This window comes from Streptomyces sp. DT190 (assembly GCF_049846985.1).
Classification (GTDB): domain Bacteria; phylum Actinomycetota; class Actinomycetes; order Streptomycetales; family Streptomycetaceae; genus Streptomyces.
Window position 1 is genome coordinate 1 of record NZ_JBNCNM010000031.1, and the last position, 19262, is coordinate 19262.

14 protein-coding genes are annotated in these 19262 nt (G+C 70.1%); 3 read left to right on the forward strand and 11 right to left on the reverse strand.

Translation table 11 applies throughout. The features are described from left to right. Window positions 1–660: thiamine pyrophosphate-dependent enzyme (locus ACPXCS_RS35860; protein ID WP_425952197.1), on the forward strand; the 660-nt coding region annotated here is incomplete at its 5' end. A gap of 84 nt (window positions 661–744) precedes the next feature. On the opposite strand, the gene ACPXCS_RS35865 is transcribed toward ACPXCS_RS35860, so the two are convergent. From ACPXCS_RS35865 to ACPXCS_RS35890, 6 genes are all read right to left on the reverse strand, one after another. After that, complete coding sequence (locus tag ACPXCS_RS35865; RefSeq protein WP_425952196.1) at window positions 745–1194, reverse strand: hypothetical protein; 450 nt, start codon at window positions 1192–1194, stop codon at window positions 745–747. Window positions 1195–1365: 171 nt separating this feature from the next. Then, window positions 1366–3009: a glycoside hydrolase family 43 protein gene (locus tag ACPXCS_RS35870; protein WP_425952195.1), complete on the reverse strand. Its 1644-nt coding sequence runs from the start codon at window positions 3007–3009 to the stop codon at window positions 1366–1368. A 380-nt stretch (window positions 3010–3389) separates the two neighbouring features. Then, window positions 3390–5036, reverse strand: a complete 1647-nt coding sequence (locus ACPXCS_RS35875) for a glycoside hydrolase family 27 protein (protein WP_425952194.1) — start codon at window positions 5034–5036, stop codon at window positions 3390–3392. Between the two features lie 199 nt (window positions 5037–5235). Then, window positions 5236–7551 (reverse strand): beta-L-arabinofuranosidase domain-containing protein, encoded by a 2316-nt coding sequence (locus ACPXCS_RS35880; protein WP_425952193.1) that lies wholly within the window; start codon window positions 7549–7551, stop codon window positions 5236–5238. Between the two features lie 410 nt (window positions 7552–7961). Beyond that, window positions 7962–8561 (reverse strand): NAD(P)H-dependent oxidoreductase, encoded by a 600-nt coding sequence (locus ACPXCS_RS35885; protein ID WP_425952192.1) that lies wholly within the window; start codon window positions 8559–8561, stop codon window positions 7962–7964. 113 nt (window positions 8562–8674) lie between these two features. Further along, on the reverse strand, window positions 8675–9511 hold the full coding sequence (locus ACPXCS_RS35890) for an NAD(P)H-binding protein (protein ID WP_425952191.1): 837 nt from the start codon (window positions 9509–9511) through the stop codon (window positions 8675–8677). A 90-nt stretch (window positions 9512–9601) separates the two neighbouring features. Between ACPXCS_RS35890 and ACPXCS_RS35895 the strand changes: the two genes are divergently transcribed. After that, entirely contained in the window at window positions 9602–10582 is a 981-nt protein-coding gene (locus ACPXCS_RS35895; protein WP_425952190.1) for an AraC family transcriptional regulator, read from the forward strand. Between the two features lie 106 nt (window positions 10583–10688). Here the strand turns inward: ACPXCS_RS35895 and ACPXCS_RS35900 are convergent, their stop codons facing one another. The 5 genes from ACPXCS_RS35900 to ACPXCS_RS35920 form a co-directional block, all read right to left on the reverse strand. After that, the gene (locus ACPXCS_RS35900; protein WP_425952189.1) at window positions 10689–11735 is read right to left on the reverse strand and encodes a TetR/AcrR family transcriptional regulator; all 1047 of its coding nucleotides are present in this window, start codon (window positions 11733–11735) and stop codon (window positions 10689–10691) included. 149 nt (window positions 11736–11884) lie between these two features. Next, on the reverse strand, window positions 11885–13747 hold the full coding sequence (locus ACPXCS_RS35905; RefSeq protein WP_425952188.1) for a nuclear transport factor 2 family protein: 1863 nt from the start codon (window positions 13745–13747) through the stop codon (window positions 11885–11887). A gap of 85 nt (window positions 13748–13832) precedes the next feature. Next, window positions 13833–15557, reverse strand: a complete 1725-nt coding sequence (locus tag ACPXCS_RS35910) for an AfsR/SARP family transcriptional regulator (protein WP_425971100.1) — start codon at window positions 15555–15557, stop codon at window positions 13833–13835. After that, window positions 15446–16378 carry an NAD-dependent epimerase/dehydratase family protein gene (locus ACPXCS_RS35915; protein ID WP_425952186.1) on the reverse strand — a complete coding sequence of 311 codons (933 nt, stop codon included), beginning with the start codon at window positions 16376–16378 and terminating at the stop codon, window positions 15446–15448. Before ACPXCS_RS35915 ends, ACPXCS_RS35910 begins: the two co-directional genes overlap by 112 nt. A gap of 205 nt (window positions 16379–16583) precedes the next feature. Further along, window positions 16584–17510 carry a LysR family transcriptional regulator gene (locus ACPXCS_RS35920; protein ID WP_425952185.1) on the reverse strand — a complete coding sequence of 309 codons (927 nt, stop codon included), beginning with the start codon at window positions 17508–17510 and terminating at the stop codon, window positions 16584–16586. 418 nt (window positions 17511–17928) lie between these two features. On the opposite strand from ACPXCS_RS35920, the gene ACPXCS_RS35925 reads away from it, so the two are divergent. Then, the gene (locus tag ACPXCS_RS35925) at window positions 17929–19200 is read left to right on the forward strand and encodes a sulfite oxidase (protein WP_425952184.1); all 1272 of its coding nucleotides are present in this window, start codon (window positions 17929–17931) and stop codon (window positions 19198–19200) included. Window positions 19201–19262: the final 62 nt, after the last annotated feature.

The following is a 19262-nucleotide window of genomic DNA, read 5'->3' on the forward strand; positions in this document are numbered from 1 at the left end:
TTCAACAACCGGATCTACGGCCTGACCAAGGGCCAGTACTCGCCGACCTCCGAGGTCGGCAAGATCACCAAGTCGACACCGATGGGCTCGCTCGACACCCCGTTCAACCCCGTCTCGCTGGCCCTGGGCGCGGAAGCCTCCTTCGTCGCCCGCACCATCGACTCCGACCGCAGGCATCTCACCGACGTGCTGCGCCAGGCCGCCGCCCACCCGGGCACCGCGCTGGTCGAGATCTACCAGAACTGCAACATCTTCAACGACGGCGCCTTCGACGCCCTGAAGGACAAGCAGTCCGCGCAGGAAGCGGTGATCCGGCTGGAACACGGACAACCGATCCGCTGCGGCACCGACCGGTCCAAAGGCGTCGTACGGAACCGGGCCACCGGCGATCTCGAGGTCGTCACCGTCACCGCCGGCAACGAAGCCGACATCCTCGTCCACGACGCCCGTGCGGCCTCCCTCACCACCGCGTTCGCGCTGTCCCGCCTCGCCGATCCCGACACCCTGCACCACAGCCCGATCGGCGTCTTCCGCTCCGTCGAGCGACCGGTCTACGACGCCCAGATGACCGACCAACTCGACACCGCGATCGAACAGAACGGCAAGGGTGACCTTGCCGCACTCCTCGCCGGGGGCGACACCTGGACCGTCGTCGGCTGAGTGCGGACACGAACACGAAAGGGCCCCGGCCGGGCTCCCACGGTCGGGGCAGCCCTCTCGCTGCTTTTTCGGGGGCGGGAGTCGCTACCGCTCGGACCGCAACGCGTCGAATCGCATGAATCCCGTGAAGCGGGCCGCGAACGAGGGCGAGACCTGGTCGTCGAGTGAATTCCGTACGCCCGCCATCACGTCGGAATCGGGTTGCCCGAACACCTCGAAGCGTTCCACCCGGCAGTGCTTCATCACTTCCCGGATGTACGGCTCGGACATCTTCCAGTGCGCGCGGACGGAATCCGAGTCCCGGTACATCTGGAAACTGTGCGCGAGCAGCTTCTGCTCGTCGATGAACACCTCCACCATGATCTGAGGGCCGTGCTCCTCCACGAACCGTACGGCTCGCTCCGTGGCCTCCCGGTAGGCGTCGAGATGCCCTTCGGTGATGCGCATGGTGTTGCGGAAGAGGAGAATTCCGCTGTCCGATGCGTCCACGTTGTCCACGCCTTCATCCTCCACGGCGACTGCTCTTCGGGTCACGACAATCCACACGTTCCCCGAGCGGTACCCGCGGACTCCCCCGGAGCCCCGCCCGCCGGCGGACGTCACCCGACCGGCCGTCCCCTGGGGGAACTGCCCGGCCGGAGTTGGCGGCCACCCACCTCCTCGCGCTGACGTCCGGGTCCGCGCAGAAGCCGTTGGACGTGTCGCTCAGGGCGTGGACAGGTCGAACCGGGTGACGCGGACCGCGCCGCCGAGCGCCTGGGTGGCGTGGTTGAAGAGGGCGAATCGGTAGCCCATGAAGAAGCGCCAGTCGTTGCCCAGGGAGAAGACCGGGCCGAGGCGGGTGAAGGTCGCGCCGTCGGTGCTGTAGGAGAAGGTGCCGGGGCGGGCGGATCCGGGGCGGATGTCCGCGGTCGCGCGCAGCCAGATCCGGTTGCCGCCGGGCAGGGCCGCGCTCGCGCGTTCCGTGCCGGTGCCCGTGGTGTTCCAGTTGCCGTCCATGGTCAGCCCGTCCACCATCACCACGCGCGTCGTACCGCCGTCACGTTTCAGCCCGATCCACGCGGAGGAGTCGCGTAGCAGCGCGAGTCCGGCGCGGTCGCCGTCCCGCATGCCGGAGTGGTCGAGCTCGATCGTGGCGGTGGAGGTCGGGCCCTGGATGCGGTGCGTAAGGGTATTGCGGGCACCGTAGAGGTCGCGGGTGACGGTGGCGGTCCGCAGTGTGAGGCCGTTGCCGGCCGACCACTTGGTGTTGTCCGGGTTGTGGTTCCACTCCCACCTCGGATCGAGCGCGGTGCGGGCGAACGTGTCGACGCCGGTCAGGGGAGCGACCTGCCGGGGTGGGGCGGGCACGGCCGGGCTCGGGTACGAGGTGCCCCAGGCGCCGTCGACCAGCTGGACGACGGGCCAGCCGTCCGGCGTCCACGTGACCGGCGCCAGGGCGGGCATCCGGCCGCCGGGGTAGGCGTCGACAAAAGCCACGTAGTACCAGGCGCCGCTCTGCGTCCGCACGAGGCCGCCCTGGTGCGGGACACCACCGCCCGGGATCGGTCCGCGCAGGTCGAGCAGGACCTGCCGCACCGTGTACGGACCGAAGGGGCCGCTCGTCGACTTGAGGATGTACTGACCGTTGGCGGGGCGGGTGAGGAAGATGTAGTACTGCCCGTTGATCTTGTAGAAGCGGGCACCCTCGAGCGTGCCGATACTCGACGGGGTCGAGAACACCTGCTGCGACCTGACCTGACTGCGGCCGTCGGGCGAGAGCTGGGCCACGTGGATGGTGGTGTTGCCGTACGCCACGTACAGGGTGTCGTCGCTGTCGACGAGCAGTCCGGCGTCGTAGTAGGGCGTGCCGATGGTCGTGAGCCGGCTCCACGGGCCCTCAACGGCGGTGGCCGTGTAGACGTACGTGCGGGCGAAGTCGATCTGGCCGAGCCAGTAGAAGGTGCGGTTGCTCGGGCGGTAGGCGAGCGTCGACGCCCAGATGCCGCGGACGTAGCCGCGCGCGCCGTTCAGGTCGTACTTGGCTCCGAAGTCCAGGGCGGGCACCGAGTGTCCCGCGATCTCCCAGTTGACGAGGTCGTAGGACCGCAGCACGGGTGCGCCCGGCGAGTAGTGCATGGTCGAGGCGGAGGCGTAGAACGTGTCGCCGACGCGGATGACGTCGAGGTCCGCGAAGTCCTGCCAGATCACCGGATTGGTGTAGGAGGCGGCGGCCGTCGGATCGAGGGCTGCCGGGCTGGCGGCGGAGGCCCGGGGGGTTGCGGCGAGCGGGAGCAGGGCTCCGGTGGCCAGGCCGGTGGCGGCGCTCAGTGCGTGCCGGCGGCTCAGGGGATGACGAGGGCATGACATGTCCGTCTCCTCAGGCTGGGGTGCCGCAAGGGGGTGAGGTGGAGCAGGCTGTTCGATATATGGAACGCTGATCGGCTTACCGAGCACCCTGGATGATAGGAGGCCGACCAGCGGCGTCAAGGGTCCTCGCAGCATTCGGCGCGAACATCGAAACGTTTCGCTGCGCAAGGCCTCGGCACCCTGGAGGGCGCCGAGGCGGCCGCTTGGGATCGTCGACCAGTTCGTCGGCGCACCGGGCGTCCTCGTCCTCGCCGACTGCGGCGCATCGAACCAAAACACGACCCCGATGGCCTCCGAGGAGATGATGGCGAGCGCCGACGCGTGCTGGGCGTGCCCGTCCCGCTCGGTCCGCCGCAGGGAGAGGGACCACATCCTGCGTGTTACGGGAGCGTGGTCCACTTCTGGTTGTTCTGGCCGTTGCAGGTCCACAGGATGACCGGGGTCCCGTTGGCGGATCCGGCCTCCTTGGCGTCGAGGCACAGTCCGGCGCGCACGTTGCGGACCGACCCGTCGGAACCGACCGTCCACTTCTGGTTGTCCTGGCCGTTGCAAGGCCAGACGACGACCGGCGTGCCGTTGGTGGTGCCCCGGCCGGAGGCGTCCAGGCACTTGTCGCCGTAGACGCGGATCTCGCCGCCGGCCCAGCTGGTCCAGAGCTGGTTGGCGGCGGTGTGGCAGTCCCACAGCAGCGTCTTCGCCCCCGCGGCGGTGGCGGCGCCGTCCACGTCCAGGCAGCGACCGGACCCGCCGCCGCGCAGACGCCCGGTGGTGGAGGCCAGCGGGCTGCCGCCGGTCATCCTGTACACGGCGACACCGTGTGCCGGGACGCTCGCGGAGATCTGCCCGGAAGTGCTCGACGTGCCGCCGGTCCACAGGTCGGTGAGGGTGAACGACCCTCCGGTCAGGCCGACCTGGGCGGCCGAGGCCGTGATGGTCGCGGTGCTGCCACCTCGGTTGAACAGGCCCACGGCGACCGAGCCGTCGGACAGGCGCTTGGCGAACACCTCGGTGTCGCCGTCGTCGCGCACCCGGCGACCGCCCGCGCCCAGCGGGTCCTGGTTCACCGCCAGCAGGCGCGGGTTGCGCAGGATCGCGCTCACATCAGCGGACATGGTGCGGATGTCGTTGCCCGCGATGAGAGGGGCGCCCATCAGCGCCCACAGCGCGAAGTGGGAACGGGACTCGGTCAGTGACAGACCGGGACGGCCGACGACGAGCATGTCCGGGTCGTTCCAGTGGCCCGGCCCCGACTGGGCCGCCAGTGGTGCGGTGACGTCCAGGACGTTGCCGACGCCCATGGGGTAGCTGTTGGTGTTGCCGTTCTGCCAGATGTCGAGCAGGTCCTCGGTCGTCCGCCACAGGTCGGCGACCTGTCCCCAGTCGTAAGTGGCGCCGGTGGGGGCGTGGAAGCTGTTGGGGTTGATGCTGTAGACGATCGGACGGCCGGTGGCACGCAGGGCGTCGCGCATGGTCGTGAACTGCGCGACCTGCTCGCTGAGGGTGCCGCTGCCGGAGCACCAGTCGTACTTGAGGTAGTCCACACCCCAGGAGGCGAAGGTGGCGGCGTCCTGGGCCTCATGACCCTTGCTGCCGGTCGAGCCGGGGTAGGTGCCCACGCCCTGGGCGCACGTCTTCTCGTTGGGCGCCTGGTAGATGCCGAACTTCAGGCCCTTGCTGTGGATGTAGTCCCCGAGCGCCTTCATGCCGCTGGGGAACTTGGTCGGGTTGGACCGCAGGTTGCCCGCCGCGTCGCGCTGCGGATCGAACCAGCAGTCGTCGACGACGACGTACTGGTAGCCCGCGGCCTTCATGCCCGAGGTCACCATCGCGTCGGCGGCCTGGCGCACCTGGGCCTCGGTGATTCCGCATCCGAAGCTGTTCCAGCTGTTCCAGCCGAGCGGCGGGGTGAGCGCGGGGCTGCCCGGCGCGGCCTGGGCGGCCGTGCCGGCGGAGGCCGTGACGCAGGCGCTCAGCGTCAGTGCGGTGGCCGTCAGGAGCCGCAGCAGTCGTCTGTGCAGGGGAACCATGGGGGTTCCTTCCTGGCCCGCTGAGCGGTAGCCGCTTTGCGGGCCTGATCGGCTGGTCAGGAGTGTGTGATCACGTGCGCGCGGGTCAGCTTCGCAGGGTGAGGAGCCCCGGCCGGTACGGCAGCTTCAGGTGGTCCGAGCCGTCCGATGCGAGGGTCCTGCCCTGGAGGAGACCGACAGTGATCGGTTCGGGAAAGCCTCAGTCCCTCACGACGCGCCAGCGGTTGTCGGCGGTGCCGTCGTCCGAGTCCTGCACCGCGAACGCACCGACAGCGGTGGAGTTGTTCGCGATGGCGAGCAGCTTGCCGCTGTGTACGTTGCGGATCTTGTGGGTCCCGTCTCCCTGGTCGAGCAGCGTCCAGCGGTGGTCCGCGGTGCCGTTGTCCGCCCACTGCAGGACGGCCGCGTCGTCCGCTGTGGACATGTCCTGGACACCGAGCACCTTGCCGCTGTGGGCGTTGCGGAAGCGGAACCCGTTCCCGTCGGGGATCATCTGCCAGTCGTGGTCGGCGGTGCCCGAGTCGTTCCACTGCAGAGCCCGGCCGCCGTCGGCCGTGGACATGTTCTGGATGCCCAGCACGAGACCGCTGCCCACGTTGACGAGACGGACGGTGCCGGTGGAACCGCTGGTGTTCCAGTAGACGGTGTAGTTGTGGCCGTGCGCGTCGTGGAACGGGCCCAGGGCGACCGTGGATCCGTCGGCGGTGGCGGTGAAGGCGAGCGAGGTGTCGCCGTTCCGTCTGATCGAGGACGTGTCCAGCTTCGGCAGGGAGTTGAGTGCGGAATCACCGTAGTGGCCGGACAGCACCACGGGGCCGTAGGTGATCGCGGCCACGTTCGCGTCGTCGTTGGCCGGCCGAATGACGACCCGCATGGGCAGACGGACGGTGACCGTGTCGCCGGAGGTCCAGGAGCGGGTCAGGACGGCGTAGCTGCCGGGCGCGGTGGGGATGTTCTGCGCCGCGCCGTTGACGCTGACGGTGGCCCCGGAGGTCCAGTTCGGGATGCGTATGCGCATCGACCAGGTTCCGCCGACGTTCCCGGTGACGCGCAGGGTCGTGGTGTCGCTCACGGGATAGGTCGTCGTCTGCGTGATGGTGATGCCGCGCTCCGACCAGTTGAGCACCGAGGGCACGAACATGTTCACGATCAGCGTGGTGTCGCTGCGGTAGTAGAGGGAGTCCATCAACCTGGTGTGCATCTCCAGGCCTGTGCCCTGGCAGCACCAGAAGGTGCCGTAGTCGGTGCTCCACGTGCCGCCGCCCCACGCCGGGCCCACACCGCGGCGGCCTCCGGGGTTGAGCGGGGTGAAGTAGGTGACGTGGCCGTGGTCGTCTGCCGGGTTCTGCTGGCCGATCATCTGGTTCAGCCACGCCTGCTCGTAGTAGTCGAACAGGGCGGCCCGATTCGGGTCCAGCGCGAACAGCTCCCGGGTGAGGGTGAGCATGTTGAAGGTGTTGCAGCTTTCGCACGTGTCCTTGTTCAGGTAGCCGGCGATGGCGTTCGGGGCGCGGAAGTGCTCCGCCTGGCTGTTGCCTCCGATGGCATAGGTGTGGTTGTTGACGCAGATGTTCCAGGCATGGGTGGCGATGTCCCGGTACCGAGTGGTGCCGGTCGCCTTGAACTCCCGTGCGGCCCCTATCCACTTGGGAACCTGCGTGTTGGCGTGCAGTCCGCTGAGCTGATCCCGGCCTGCCGCCAGAGGGTCGAACACTGCGGCGTGATCGAACCGTTGGGCGACGGCGAGCCACCGTGCGTCGCCCGTCTGCTGGTAGAGATCGGTCAGTACGGTGTTCATGCCGCCGAACTCCGTCTGCAGCATGGCCTGCATCTGCTGGCCGCTGAGCCGGCCGGTGCGCCGGTCGACCCATCCGGCCAAGGAGAGCAGGACGTCACGGGCTTGTGTGCTGCCGATGAGGCGCCAGACGTCCAGCAGGCCGGTCAGCGTCTTGTGGATGGTGTAGTACGGCACGTTGCCGTTGCTCAGGGTCCGCTGCTCGAGAGCGGTGAAGTCGGACTCGGGGTAGCCCGAGAGATACCCGGCGCCGAATCCGGCGGCACCGTTGTTGGCCTGGCACTTGGCCAACTCCGCAACCATATGGGTCGCCTTGTCCCGGCAGACGGTGTCCCCGGTGACCGCGTAGAGCTGGGCCCACGCCGTGAGGAAGTGCCCTTGGACGTGGGACCGGAAGGGGAAGCCCGGCGCGTCCCAACCGCCGTTGGCGGCCGCGCCGTTGGTGGACAACCGGTGGTTGGCGCGGAAGTTGTGAAGCAGCCGGTCCACATCGACGAACCGCAGGTAGTTCCGCGTACGGTCCTGGTTGTCCAGCCACCGGCTCGCGGTGAGCCGGACCTGGCCGAGCGCGAAGGGGTGCGCGGACACCCCGATGTCGGCCCTCGCGGGTGGGACGGCCGCGTGGGCGGCGGAACCGCCGATGAGGGATCCGGTGGCAGAGGCGGCGGCGGTGGCCCCGGCTATGTGCAGGAGGTGCCGTCTGCTGATGGGGGGAGACATCTTGCCCCTTTCGTCGCGAGAGTCCGTTGTGGCCGCCCGAGGGGTAGGGGACGGCAGTGGTGGCTCGGAAACCGTCGGTCTGCTGGTAGACGTTCGGGCCGGCCCGTCGCTCGGGCGATGGGGTTCGTGTACGTGACACCGGGGGACGCGCGCACGGTGGCATGGGTGGTACCGGCCGAGACAAAGGTGGCGGCGATCGAGCCGGTGATCATGCCGAGGGCCGGTCGAAGGGTGAGCGCGCAGGTGTCACGGAATACTCCCTCTGCTGCCGGTATTTCGAACGCCGTCCGCAAGCTCGGCCAGAACATAGATCCTGCACCTGCCCGGGTCAACGCTTCGGTCACAAAAGGCGGTTCGAGGCCGCGAAAGTGGCGGAGACGGAGGTGTGACGCCAGGGCTCGCGGCCGACGTCATTCCGCCAGGCGGGCCTGGATGGCTTCGCTGATGGTCCGCACCGCATGGTCGACACTTCGCACCGTGGTCTCGGGGGAGAGCTGTTCGGATCGGTAGATGAACGCTGTGGAGCCGCGCCGGCTGCCGCAGTAGTCGACGATGCCGTGCTCGATCTGCGTGCGCAGGGCACTCTCATAGCCGTGGCGCTCGTACGTACCCACGTCGTCGCCGGCGATGGGCAGAAGATGGGTGGTCAGGTTCTGCAGTCTCGGCCGCAGGCCCGTAGCGGGGGAGTGCTCGAAGGCCCAGCCGTTGACGAAGACACGGTCGATCCACCCCTTCAACAGTGCAGGCATCGACCACCAGTACACGGGAAAGACCAGCACGAGATCGGTGGCGCGCTCAAGACGACGGTGCTCAGCCTTGACGTCAGCCGGGTAGTCGCCGCCCTCGTGGTACGCCCGACGATCCGCCGGAGTGAACCGGGGGTCGAACCGTTCCCCCGCCAGGTCGGCGATCTCGACCGAACCGGGCTGAAGCGCTGCCTCAAGTCTTCCCAGCACGTGGTGCGTCAGGGAGCGCGGATCCGGATTGGCGGCGACCAGCAGAGTGTGCATCGATGGCTCCAGTTACGTGTAGATCGGACGTCGACAAGGGGTGTGGATGTGCAGGACGGCGCGCGGTGCTCGCCTCGCGGAGTCCAGCACGCCAGGCGAAGGACCCATGGGAGTCAGCACCGCCAGGCGTGCGCTGCCGTGGCCCGCAGGACGAAGTCCTCGAAGGTCCGCGGCGCGCGTCCCAGCACGGTGGCGACGTCGTCCGACGTCCAGGCGGCGACCCCCCGCTCCAGCAGCACGAACATCTCGGCAAGGTGCTGGGCCTCGTCCTCGCTCCAGCCCTCCCGAACCAACGTCGCGGTGTACTCGGCCGGGGAGATGCGCCGGTAGGCGATGGGCCGCCCGGACGCCCGGGAGATCAGCCCGACTGCCTCCGCCCAGGTCAGCCCGCGCGGCCCGGTCAGCTCATAGACGCGACCGGCGTGCCGGCCGGGCTCGGACAGCACCGCGGCCGCCACGTCGGCGACGTCCTCGACGTCGATGAACGGCTCGGGGACCCCGCCCGCCGGAAGCGCCAGCTCGCCGGCGGCCAGCGGGGCACGGAAGGGGTGCCCGTCGAAGTTCTGGGCGAAGTTCGAGGCACGCAGGACGGTCCATTCCAGCGACGAGCCGCGTACGGCGTCCTCGGCCGAGCGCATGTCCAGCCCGAACGGGGAGTCGCCCCAGTCGTCGGCGCCGTGGCCGGAGAGCAGGACCAGACGCCGGACACCGGCGGCCTCGGCCCGCGCCACGAAGTCGTGCACCGGGCCGGGCACGGGCGGCGGCACCACGTAGGCGACGGTGATGCCCCGCAGGACCTGGTCCCAGCCGGTGGGCTGCAACCAGTCGAACGGGGTCCGACTGGACCGGGAGGCCGCGCGCACGGGTGTGTCGCGCAGCCGCAACCGGGCGGTCACCCGCCGGCCGGTGTTGCCCGTCGCGCCGAGGACAAGAGTGATGTCGTTGCTCATGACAGCGAGTCAACGGCACGCACCCGGACGATTCCATAGGTGATCGGCCAGATCACCTGGGTGATCGTCTGAATCATCTAGCCTTGGCGTGTGGACGCTTTCGGTGACCTCCTGCGGGGAGTACGAGCCCAGGGCTCGTTGTTCGGCAGCTCGACCCTGACTCCGCCCTGGTCGCTGCACTTCGTGGACGGCGCGCCACTGACCTTGTGCACCGTCCTGTCCGGAGGCGGCTGGATCGTGCCGGAGCGCCGCCGGCCCGAGCGCCTGGACACCGGCGAGACAGTGATCGTGCGCGGCCCCGCGCCGTTCCTCTTCGTCGACGAGGTGGGCACCCGGGCCGAACCCGTCGCGTGCGGCGCGTTCTGCTCGACGCCCGAGCAGGGCGGGACCCGCCACCGGCTCGGCTGGCACGACGCCGGCACCGGCGGAGAGGACACGACGACCCTGGTCGTCGGTGCCTATCCGGTGCACGGCGAGATCAGCCGCAGGCTGCTGGACGCGCTGCCCGCCGTACTGCGCGTGGGGTCCGCCGGCGGGCGCGACCCCGTGTGGGACCATCTCGCCGCCGAGATCGCCGCCGACACGCCGGGCCAGCAGGTCGTCCTCGACCGGCTGCTGGACTGGATGCTGGTGTGCGCGCTGCGCGAGTACTTCGACCGGCCCGGCGGCACTCCGCCGGGCTGGTACGCCGCCGGGCGCGACCCGGTGGTGGGTGGCGCGCTGCGCCTGCTGCACGGGGAACCGGCGGCGCCGTGGACGGTCGCCTCGCTGGCCGGCCGGACCGGGGTGTCGCGGGCCACGCTGGCGAAGCGGTTCACCGACCTGGTCGGCGAGCCGCCGCTGACCTACCTCACCCGCTGGCGCATGACACTCGCGGCGGACCTGCTGACCGAGCGCCAGACGGCGACGGTCGCCGAGGTCGCGCGCGCCGTGGGCTACTCCGACGCGTTCGCGTTCAGCGCTGCGTTCAAACGGGTCCGCGGCATCAGCCCCAGCGCATACCGGCGTACCGCGATGACCCCACCCCAGCCGCACGCTACGCGGCAGGCCGAGGCCGCCACCAGGGCCTGATGGAATGGTGCGCTTGCGTGTCGACCTGCACTGACCCGCATCCGCCCCTGTGCCTCGCCCTCACTGCTGTTGAAGGCCGGCGCCGCCACGCGTGTGGTGTACTCGGTCACGTCGTGTGAGGCTGCGGTCTCCGGGTGAGTCGGGAGACCAGTTCCAGCCAGCCGTCCTCCAGCCGTTGCAGCGGCAGTTCGCACTGGTCGCTCAGATGCCAGAGAAGGGCGGGCTCCAGATAGCCGAGCAGCGCGTGGCTGAGCAGTTCTGCGTCTGCTTCCGGTGCGGCCAGGCCGAGCAGGATGCTGACCCGCTCGTGGTAGAGGCGCCGAGGTGCGCGCCGGTAGCGCTGGCGGGGGGAGGGCTCGGCCGCCATCTGCAGCTCCATCTCCTCGGCATAGCGCCGTATGGCGGCCACCCCGAATGCCCGGAGCTGCTCCATCGCGGCGTCACGGCCGTCTGCCTGTGCCGGACCGCTGAGGTGAACGGCTTGGAAGGTGTCCTCGGAGCGCTGCAGCAAGGCCTGCAGCAGACCCGCGCGGTCGCCGAAGCGCCGAAAGACGGTGCCCTTCCCGACCCCCGCCGCGACGGCCACCGCTTCCATGGTGAGGTGCTTCAGACCACGCTCCCGCGCTATCCGCTCCGCGGCGTTCAGCAGACGAGCGTGATTGCGTGCCGCGTCCACGCGCAGGCGTCTTCTGTCCTCGCCGAGATGCGGTGACCGGGACGGCGGCCCTTCGCTCTGATCGCTGCCTTCCTCGCTCGGACAAGGGCAGGCCCGCCGTGGGGGAGCAGCGTTTCGGTGCGGAGGCGTCTGTGTGATCGTCTCGACGAGGTCGAGGGCAAGGCCGGCCGTGTGCAGTGCGGACGCGTCGGGTCTCTCGATCAGCGGCAGCAGGTCTGCCAGAAGGATGATGAAGCGTCCACCGTTGTCATGGATGGCCGCCATCGAGCCCTCCCACAGCGCGGCCCGGACACCGACCGGGCTGAGCGACCCGGTACCGGCGGCCGACTGCGCGAGAAGCTCGGCCAAGCGACGCTCGACATCAGTGGGTTGCCACGCGCCGTGGCGGAAGTCCCGCATCAGCGCTTTGAGGCGTCGCTGGACGCTGTCGCGGTGTGCGTGCTGAGGAGGATCGGGTTCATGGGGGGTGGTGGACACGTGGAACGCTCCCGGACGGATGGTGAAGTGCGGGCATCGGGGCAGGGCTGTGGGGCCGAGCCCGTAGCGGTCGGTGGGGCCGGCAGTACCGGGGTGGCGCCCTGCGGCTGCGAGGGCGACACCCCGGGTCTGGACGGTTCGCTGCGAGGTCAGTCGCCGGGAAGCAGGACGGTCGTGTCGCCCTCGAACCAGGCGTTGTCGATCGTCAGCCGGCTGATGCGCCAGGTGCTTCCGTCTCGCGTCAGTTCCGCGTCGTAGCGGTTCATCATCAGCGCGTGGCGGGTCCGGTCCGGCTTGGGGCCCTCTCGGGGCAGGTAGTGCTGGGCCATTGCGTAGCAGTTCACGTGGGCGGTGTCGCCGTCCACGCTGGTGCGGATGTTGCTGATCACGTGGCTGGTGTCGAGCGGGCCGACCGCCGGGATCAGGACACCCACGACGGTGTCGCGCGGCTTGAGCGCCGGGAAGTCGAGACCGATCTTGCTCGTGGCCGGTGTCAGGTCGACCATGGCGTCCTCGGTCAGTGCCGAGGCGAGCAGATCGGCGTCACCGTGGTCGAGCCCGGCCGTGTAGCGGTGCAGCGCATCGGCGATCGCGGCCTGGTCGATCAGCAACTGCAGGGTGTCGTCCGCCATCGGGCGCTCCTCGGGGGGAATGTTGTGGTTCAGGCGGAAGAGGTTGTCCGGGTCGAAGCGCCTCTTGATGCCGCGGAGCCGGTGGTAGTCGGCTTCGTCGTAGGCCGCGCTCACGTCGGAGGCACCGGTGTCCTGGGCGGCCATGAAGTTGAGGTAGCGTCCGCCGGTCGACCAGGGGCGCATCCGCTGCAGCAGCTCATCGGCGTAGGCGTTCATCGGGGTGAAGGCATCGGGTGCCCCGACACCCACGACCCAGAGCGCGAACTGCGCGTCCCGGTGTCCGACGGCGTTGTCCCCGGCCCTGGCCAGGGCGCCGCCGAGGTGACGCAACTCGACGAAGTGCACCGGGCAGTCGGCCGTCGGGCCCGCTGCGGCCAGGATCTCCCCGACGGCCTCGGAGGTCAGGGAGCGCAGCATCGCGGTGCGCTCCATGAACGGTGCCGGTTCCGCCGGGTCGTTGTGTATCTGGGCGAAGGACGCGTACGGCATGGGGCCCAGAGTGTCCACGAGGACAGGTGCGGCCGCCCGCAGGGGAGCCACCAGCCGGGCGGCCTCGGATGCCGGGCCGAGACAGGAGATGCGGACGTGCACGGCGAACCGGTCGGCGAGGAATTCGGGGACACCGGGCAGGGCCGGCAGACGGAGCAGGGCGATCGATGAGCTCAGCTCGTCCGGGGCCCCGGCCGTGACCTCGGCGTAGGCGCGCAGGACGGCTGCTGCGTCGGTACCGTCGAAGAAGAGCCCGCCCGCCCAGAGCTGTTCCACGGGGAAGAGGGCGAACTCCATCGCGGTGACGACACCGAAGTTGCTCTTGCCGCCGCGCAGTGCCCAGAACAGGTCGGGTTCCGACGTGGCGTCGACGTGGCGCAGTTCGCCGTCGGCCGTCACGACCTCCATGGAGGTGACGTGGTCGGCTGCCCATCCGTGAGCGCGGCCCATGGTGGGGCTCAAGCCCCCGCCGAGGGTGTAGCCGACGACTCCGACGAGCGGTGAGGAGCCGTTCAGCGGGGCAAGCCCCAACGGGGCCGCCGCGTCGATCACCTGCTGCCAGCGCGCTCCCGCCGCCACGCGTGCGGTGCGGGACGCGGCGTCGACGCTCACCTGCGCCATGCGGTGAGTGGTGATGAGTACCGCGTCGTCGGCCGGGACGGTCGCCTGGTGGCCGGTGGCCATGACGGCGACCGGCAGACGCTGCTGTGCGGCGAAGCGAACGGCGACCTGCACGTCGGTACTGTTCGCGGCCCCGACAACGACGCCGGGGCGGTGGGTCACGGCAAGGTTGAAGGGCGCGGACTCCGCGGCGAACCCCTCGTCGTCCGGCCCGAGTACGGGTCCGGTGATCTGCGCTGCCAGAGCGGCGCGCGTGTGTGAATCGAGCATGCGTGCATTGCATCCCACGCGTGTCGACGTGGTGTCGATGGCGCGTCGACGGGCCGTTTCGCGTACGGGGGGCGGCAGGCACCGGTCAGGGCGGCGAGAGCGACACCATGTCCGCAAGAGCATCCGGTAGATCGGTGATCTGATCCAGTACCGCGCGCAGATCCTCTTCGCCGACCGTGTTGCGAACGGTCAGGCAGTGGCGCAGCAGCCGGTGCAGCGCTTGCTGGCAGTGCTCCTGTCCCAGTCCGTGGAGGGCCTGGCGCCGCGCGAACGCCTTGACGAGCCCGAGGAAGTGGTAGTCGCCGTTCTCGCCGGTTTCCACCACATGAGCGTCGACGAGGGCTTCCATGACGGCTGTGGCTTCGTTGACCGGCAGATCCAGCACCGCTGCGGCCATGGCGGCATCCAGCCGGCTGCAGTCGGGAACGGCGGCGAGGTGGAAGGCGTCGCGGTGGAAGGCGTCCATCCGTGCCTGGGCATCACGGAAGGGTTTGTCGACGATCTTGCAGTCCTCGTGCATGACGACCGGCTGGCGCAGATCGTCTTCGAGCTGCGCCAGGATCTGGTCGATCGTCCACGAGGGCCGGGCATCCAGCCGGGCGGCCGCCACATGCACCGAGAGCGGTTGGAAGGAACAGGCCTGCACCAAGCGACTGGCCGCTGCCTGTTCCGCGAACACCCGCCGGGTGCCGGAGATGGCGGCGAGCAGGTGCAAGGCGTCCTCGGGCCGCAGCACGCCGAGACGCAGCCAGGGGATGCCGGGCAGGTCGGTGATGCGACACAGTTCCGCGATCTCTGCGTGGCGCCCGGTGAACACTGCCAGGTCCGCCGGGAGCTGAGCCGGAACCGGCGCCGGCGCGAGGGCCGGGGACAGCGCACGGCCTGCGGGGGCTGGCGAATCGTCGTCCTCCTGCAGGATCCCGCTGTGGAGAGCCCGAAGTGCGGGCCCCGGATCCACACCGAGTTCTTCGCGCAGGAGCTGCCGCGTGTGCTGATAGGCGGACAGAGCCTCGGCCCGGCGGCCGGCACGGACCAACGAGAGCATGAGCTGTTCGTGCAGCCGCTCGCGCAGCGGGTGCTCCGTCACGGCCGCCCGGATCTCGGACGTCAGGTCGGGATGCCCCCCGGCCTCCAGCTCAAGGTCGAACACCTCCTCCAGGGCAGCCAGCCTCAGCTCCTCCAGCCGATCACGCTCAAGCTCGAAGAAAGGGCCCCGGACGCCCGAAAGGGCCGGTCCCTGCCACGTGCCGAGGGCCTGACGCAGGAGATCGGCAGCACTCGCCGCGGCGCCGACGCGGCGCGCCTGGTGAGCCTGGGCGGTCAGCTCCCGAAACCTCCTCAGGTCGAAGGTCCCGTCGCGAACCGTGAGACGGTAGCCGCTGCCGGTCGACTCGATGACCGCCATGTCGCCGAGAATCGGCCGCAGACGATAGACGTACGTCCGAACGGTGCCCCGAGCGCCTCGAGGCCCGTGCTCGCCCCACAAGGCCTCCAGAATCGCCTCGGTCTCCACGGGGCGCCCTTCATGCAACAGCAACAGTGCGAGCAGTCCACGCTGTTGCGGAGACCCGAGGTCGATCTCCTCGTCCTGCCGCCAGGCACGGACAGGACCAAGAATCGCAAGACGCGACTGATTATGAACCGGTGCCGCCGTGGGTCCGGCATCGGCGGCCTCGGCTCCCGGCGGCCGGCCCTGCGTCACGCGGCGTCGGAGGCGAGTGCCTCCTTCACGGCGGCGAAGCCGTCGGCGTGCGGGACGACGGGCCGGTAACCCAGTTCGGCCACAGCCTTGTCGGTGCGCAGCGTGCACGACTGTCCGACGAACCACCGGGCGGGTACCGGCACCACACCGGTGGCGGTGTCGCCGTCCATGTCGGGGATGGGCGCGTCGACGCCGTAGAGCGAGAAGAGCGTCTCCAGGAAATCCCGCAGGACGACTGGGTGCTGGTCGGTGACGAAGTACGCCTGACCCGGCCGGCCGTGCCGCCATCCGCGGATCAGGCCCTCGACGGCGTTGTCCACGTACGTCACGTCGGTGGTGTGCCGGCCGCCGTCGATCCAGGCGAACTGTCCGGCCCTGGCCGCGGCGGCCAGGCCTTCGGTCAGGCTGCTGTGGGGGCCCCAGACGAACCGCGGCCGTATGGACACCGTCGTGAAGCCCGGTGCGTCGGCGTCCAGCACGATCTGCTCGGCGATCGCCTTCGTCGAGCAGTAGGCGGCTTCGGAGTCCGGCCGCAGCGGTGCGGTCTCGTCCACGTCCAGCAGCGGCTCACCGGCCAGGAGCGCGGCCTCGCTGCCGCAGTGGACGAAGGTGCTGACCCCCGCGGTACGGGCTGCTTCCACAGCCGCTCGGGCGCCACCGGCCGTCACCCGCTCCTGCCGCTCGCGGTCGGCGGTGATGTCCGTCTCGGCGGCGAGGTGGAACAGCACCTCACTGCCTGCCACCGCGTCCTGCCAGGTGGCCGCCTCCGTCAGCTCGCCGTGCACCGGCTGCGCGCCGAGGGCCGCGACCTTGTCGGCCGACGCTTCACTGCGGACCAGGGCGCGGACCGCATGGCCTTCCGCGACCAGCCTGCGGATCAGGGCCTGCCCGATGAAACCCGAGCCACCTGTGACGAATGCCTGCGACATGGCTGCCTTCTTTCTCGTGTAAGACGCTTCCGCTGAGGGCGGGAAGCTCTGTGGTGTGCAGCGATGACGGGCTGCCCGCTGTTCCCTCGAAGCCATTCATGATGAGAAGGCGTGCCAAAGAAATCATGGATGGCTTGACCCCTGCCGCGGAGCGCCTCGCCGCAGCCACGAGCCTGCGGCCCTGCCGGTCTCGTGGGGGCCGTGATCAATCGCCCGCTGCCGCGACGCCTTCGTCGAGCTGCGTCTGCACGCTGCGGGGAACCCGCACTCCGCGACGGCGCAGCCCCGCGATGAACCGTGCGACGAGCGGGTCGGGTTCGGCGGAGGTCACCGCCATCAACTGCCTGGTCCACCGCGGTGAGAACGGCCGGACCACACCCGGAAAGCCCGCACTGACCGCACTCACCGGGCAGACCGCGACACCCAGTCCAGCGGCGGCGAGCTGGGGTGCCGCGGTGGTGACCGAGGTCCGCACGACCGTCTCCGGGTGGACCCCGGCCCGGGCGAAGGACCGGTCGAGCCATGCGCCGAGGCCGTTGTCCGGCGTGAACTGCACGAGTGGCGCGCCATCGAGGTCCTGGATCCGCAGCGCTGCCCGCTGGGCCAGGGGGTGTCCGGTGGGCGCTGCCAGCACGATCTCCTCCTCGGCGACGGCAGTGACATGGAAACGGTCGGACGGGGGGTCCGGCAGTACCGCGACGTCGACGTCGTCGGACTCGACCAGACCCAGTGCCTCGTCCATGACGGCGAGTTCACGCAGAGCGATGGCCACGTCCGGGTGGCGCCTGCGCCAGTCGCGGAGCACCGGGGCGAGCAGGGCGACGGTGAGGCTTTGCGCGCAGCCGATCCGCAGCGATCCGCCGCCGGCTTCTCCCACCGCCCGCGCCGACCGCACGGCGGCGGTAGCCGCCTCGACCGCCCGTCGGGCGTCCGCGACCGCGACTCGCCCCGCGGCGGTGAGCCTGACCCCCCGTGCCTCGCGACGCAGCAGGGCCGTGCGGGCCTCGCGCTCCAGAGAGGCGATCTGGTGGGACACGGCGGGTTGCGAGGAGTGCAGCAGCAAGGCGGCCTGCGTGATCGACCCGGTGTCCGCGACGGCGACCAGGCATTCCAGTGCGCGAAGAGATGGCATTCACAGATGCTATGTCAATCCGCTGGGGCATCAATGAAGTGAAGGGCTCGGCTTTCTTGCCGGCGCTGTGGGAGAAGTCGTCGAACGCGGGAGCGGGTGCGCACAGCCCGTCGACGCTGACCAGGACAACGAGGTCCTCCCCACGACGTGGACGCTCCATTGACACCGTCCGCCCCGCGTGCTTGCATCCGGCCATGCCGTTGCCGCAGCCTCTGACTCGCCGCCGTGCCGTGGACCTCGTCCGCGTGGCTGCTGCGCTGTGTCGGACGACCGGCTGCTCGCGCGCTTCCTGACGTCTCCGTCAACGTCCTCTTCGCGCAGGCCGGTTGCTCAAGGCCGCGGCCGTATCGACGGACGCCGTGCCCTGGCCCGCATCGACCCTGTCGTGCTCTTCCGCCTCTCAGGACTAGGATCCGCCATGCCCGCTCCCGTTCCCGCTGGTGACCGTTTCGAAAGCGACTACGACCGCCGCAGACTGCGCCAATGGCTCGCCGGGGACGCCAGGGCCGACGGGGTCACCCGCCGCCGGCTGCTCACCCTGCTCGCCGCCACCGCCGCCGGGACCGCACTCGGCGCCACGCGGCCCGCCCGTGCCGCCGCCGGAATCGTCAAGCCCCTTCCACCCGAGTGGTTCATCGAGCGTGGCACCAATGCCGAGACCCGCTGGGAGGCGCTGCGCGGAACCGGCCACCACACCCCCAACGAGCTCTTCTTCGTGCGCAATCACACCGCCACCCCGGTGCTGGACGCCAGCGACTGGCGGTTGAGGCTGTGGGGGAGCGGGCTGCGCGGCACCCCGGGCGAGGACCGGCCGGTGGAGTTCGGGTACGACGATCTGCGAGCCCTGCCGGCCGTCACCCGTACCGCCTTCGTCGAGTGCGCCGGAAACGGCCGCTCCTCCTACACGGCTCAGCAGGGCCAGACGGTCACCGGAACCGCGTGGACTCTGGGAGCGATCGGTGTGGCCCGCTGGCGTGGCGTGCGCCTGTCCGATGTGCTGCGCAGGGCCGGGCTGTCCCCGCACGCCGTGGACGTGCAGCCGCGCGGGCTGGACGCCGAGTACGTCAGCGGCGGCGAGAGCCTGGGCCGGGTGCGCCGCCCACTGCCGCTGGCCAAGGCATTGGACGACGTACTGCTCGCGTACGAGATGAACGGTGAGAGGCTGCCGCACGACCACGGGTATCCGGTGCGGGTACTGGTGCCGTCCTGGGTCGGGATCGCGTCGATCAAGTGGGTGGGCGACATCGAGGTGTCCGCGCAGCCGCTCTACTCGCCCTGGAACACCACCTTCTACCGGCTGTTCGGCCCCTCCCACCCGGAGGGCGGCAGCGCGCCACTCACCCGGCAGACCACGAAGAGCGCCTTCGAGCTTGCCGGTGGGGCCGCTTTCACGGCGGGCCGCAGGTACGTACTGCACGGACGGTCGTGGTCGGGTGCGGGCGCCGTCGCCCGGGTCGACGTCAGCACCGACGGCGGGGCGAACTGGCGCCCCGCCCGCCTGCACGACCGGCCGCGCGCCGGCACCTGGACCCGCTGGTCCCTCGGTTGGCAGCCCGACGAACCGGGCACCACCCATCTGATGGCCCGTGCCACGGACACGGCCGGCCGCACGCAGCCGGACGTCGCCGAGTTCAACACGCAGGGGTACCTGTTCGACGCGGTCGTGCGGCATCCGGTGAGCGTGGTGTGACGGACAGCCGTCCCGGGCGGACCCCCACGACGGCCGCTGAGGGACGAGTGCCCGGACGAGCG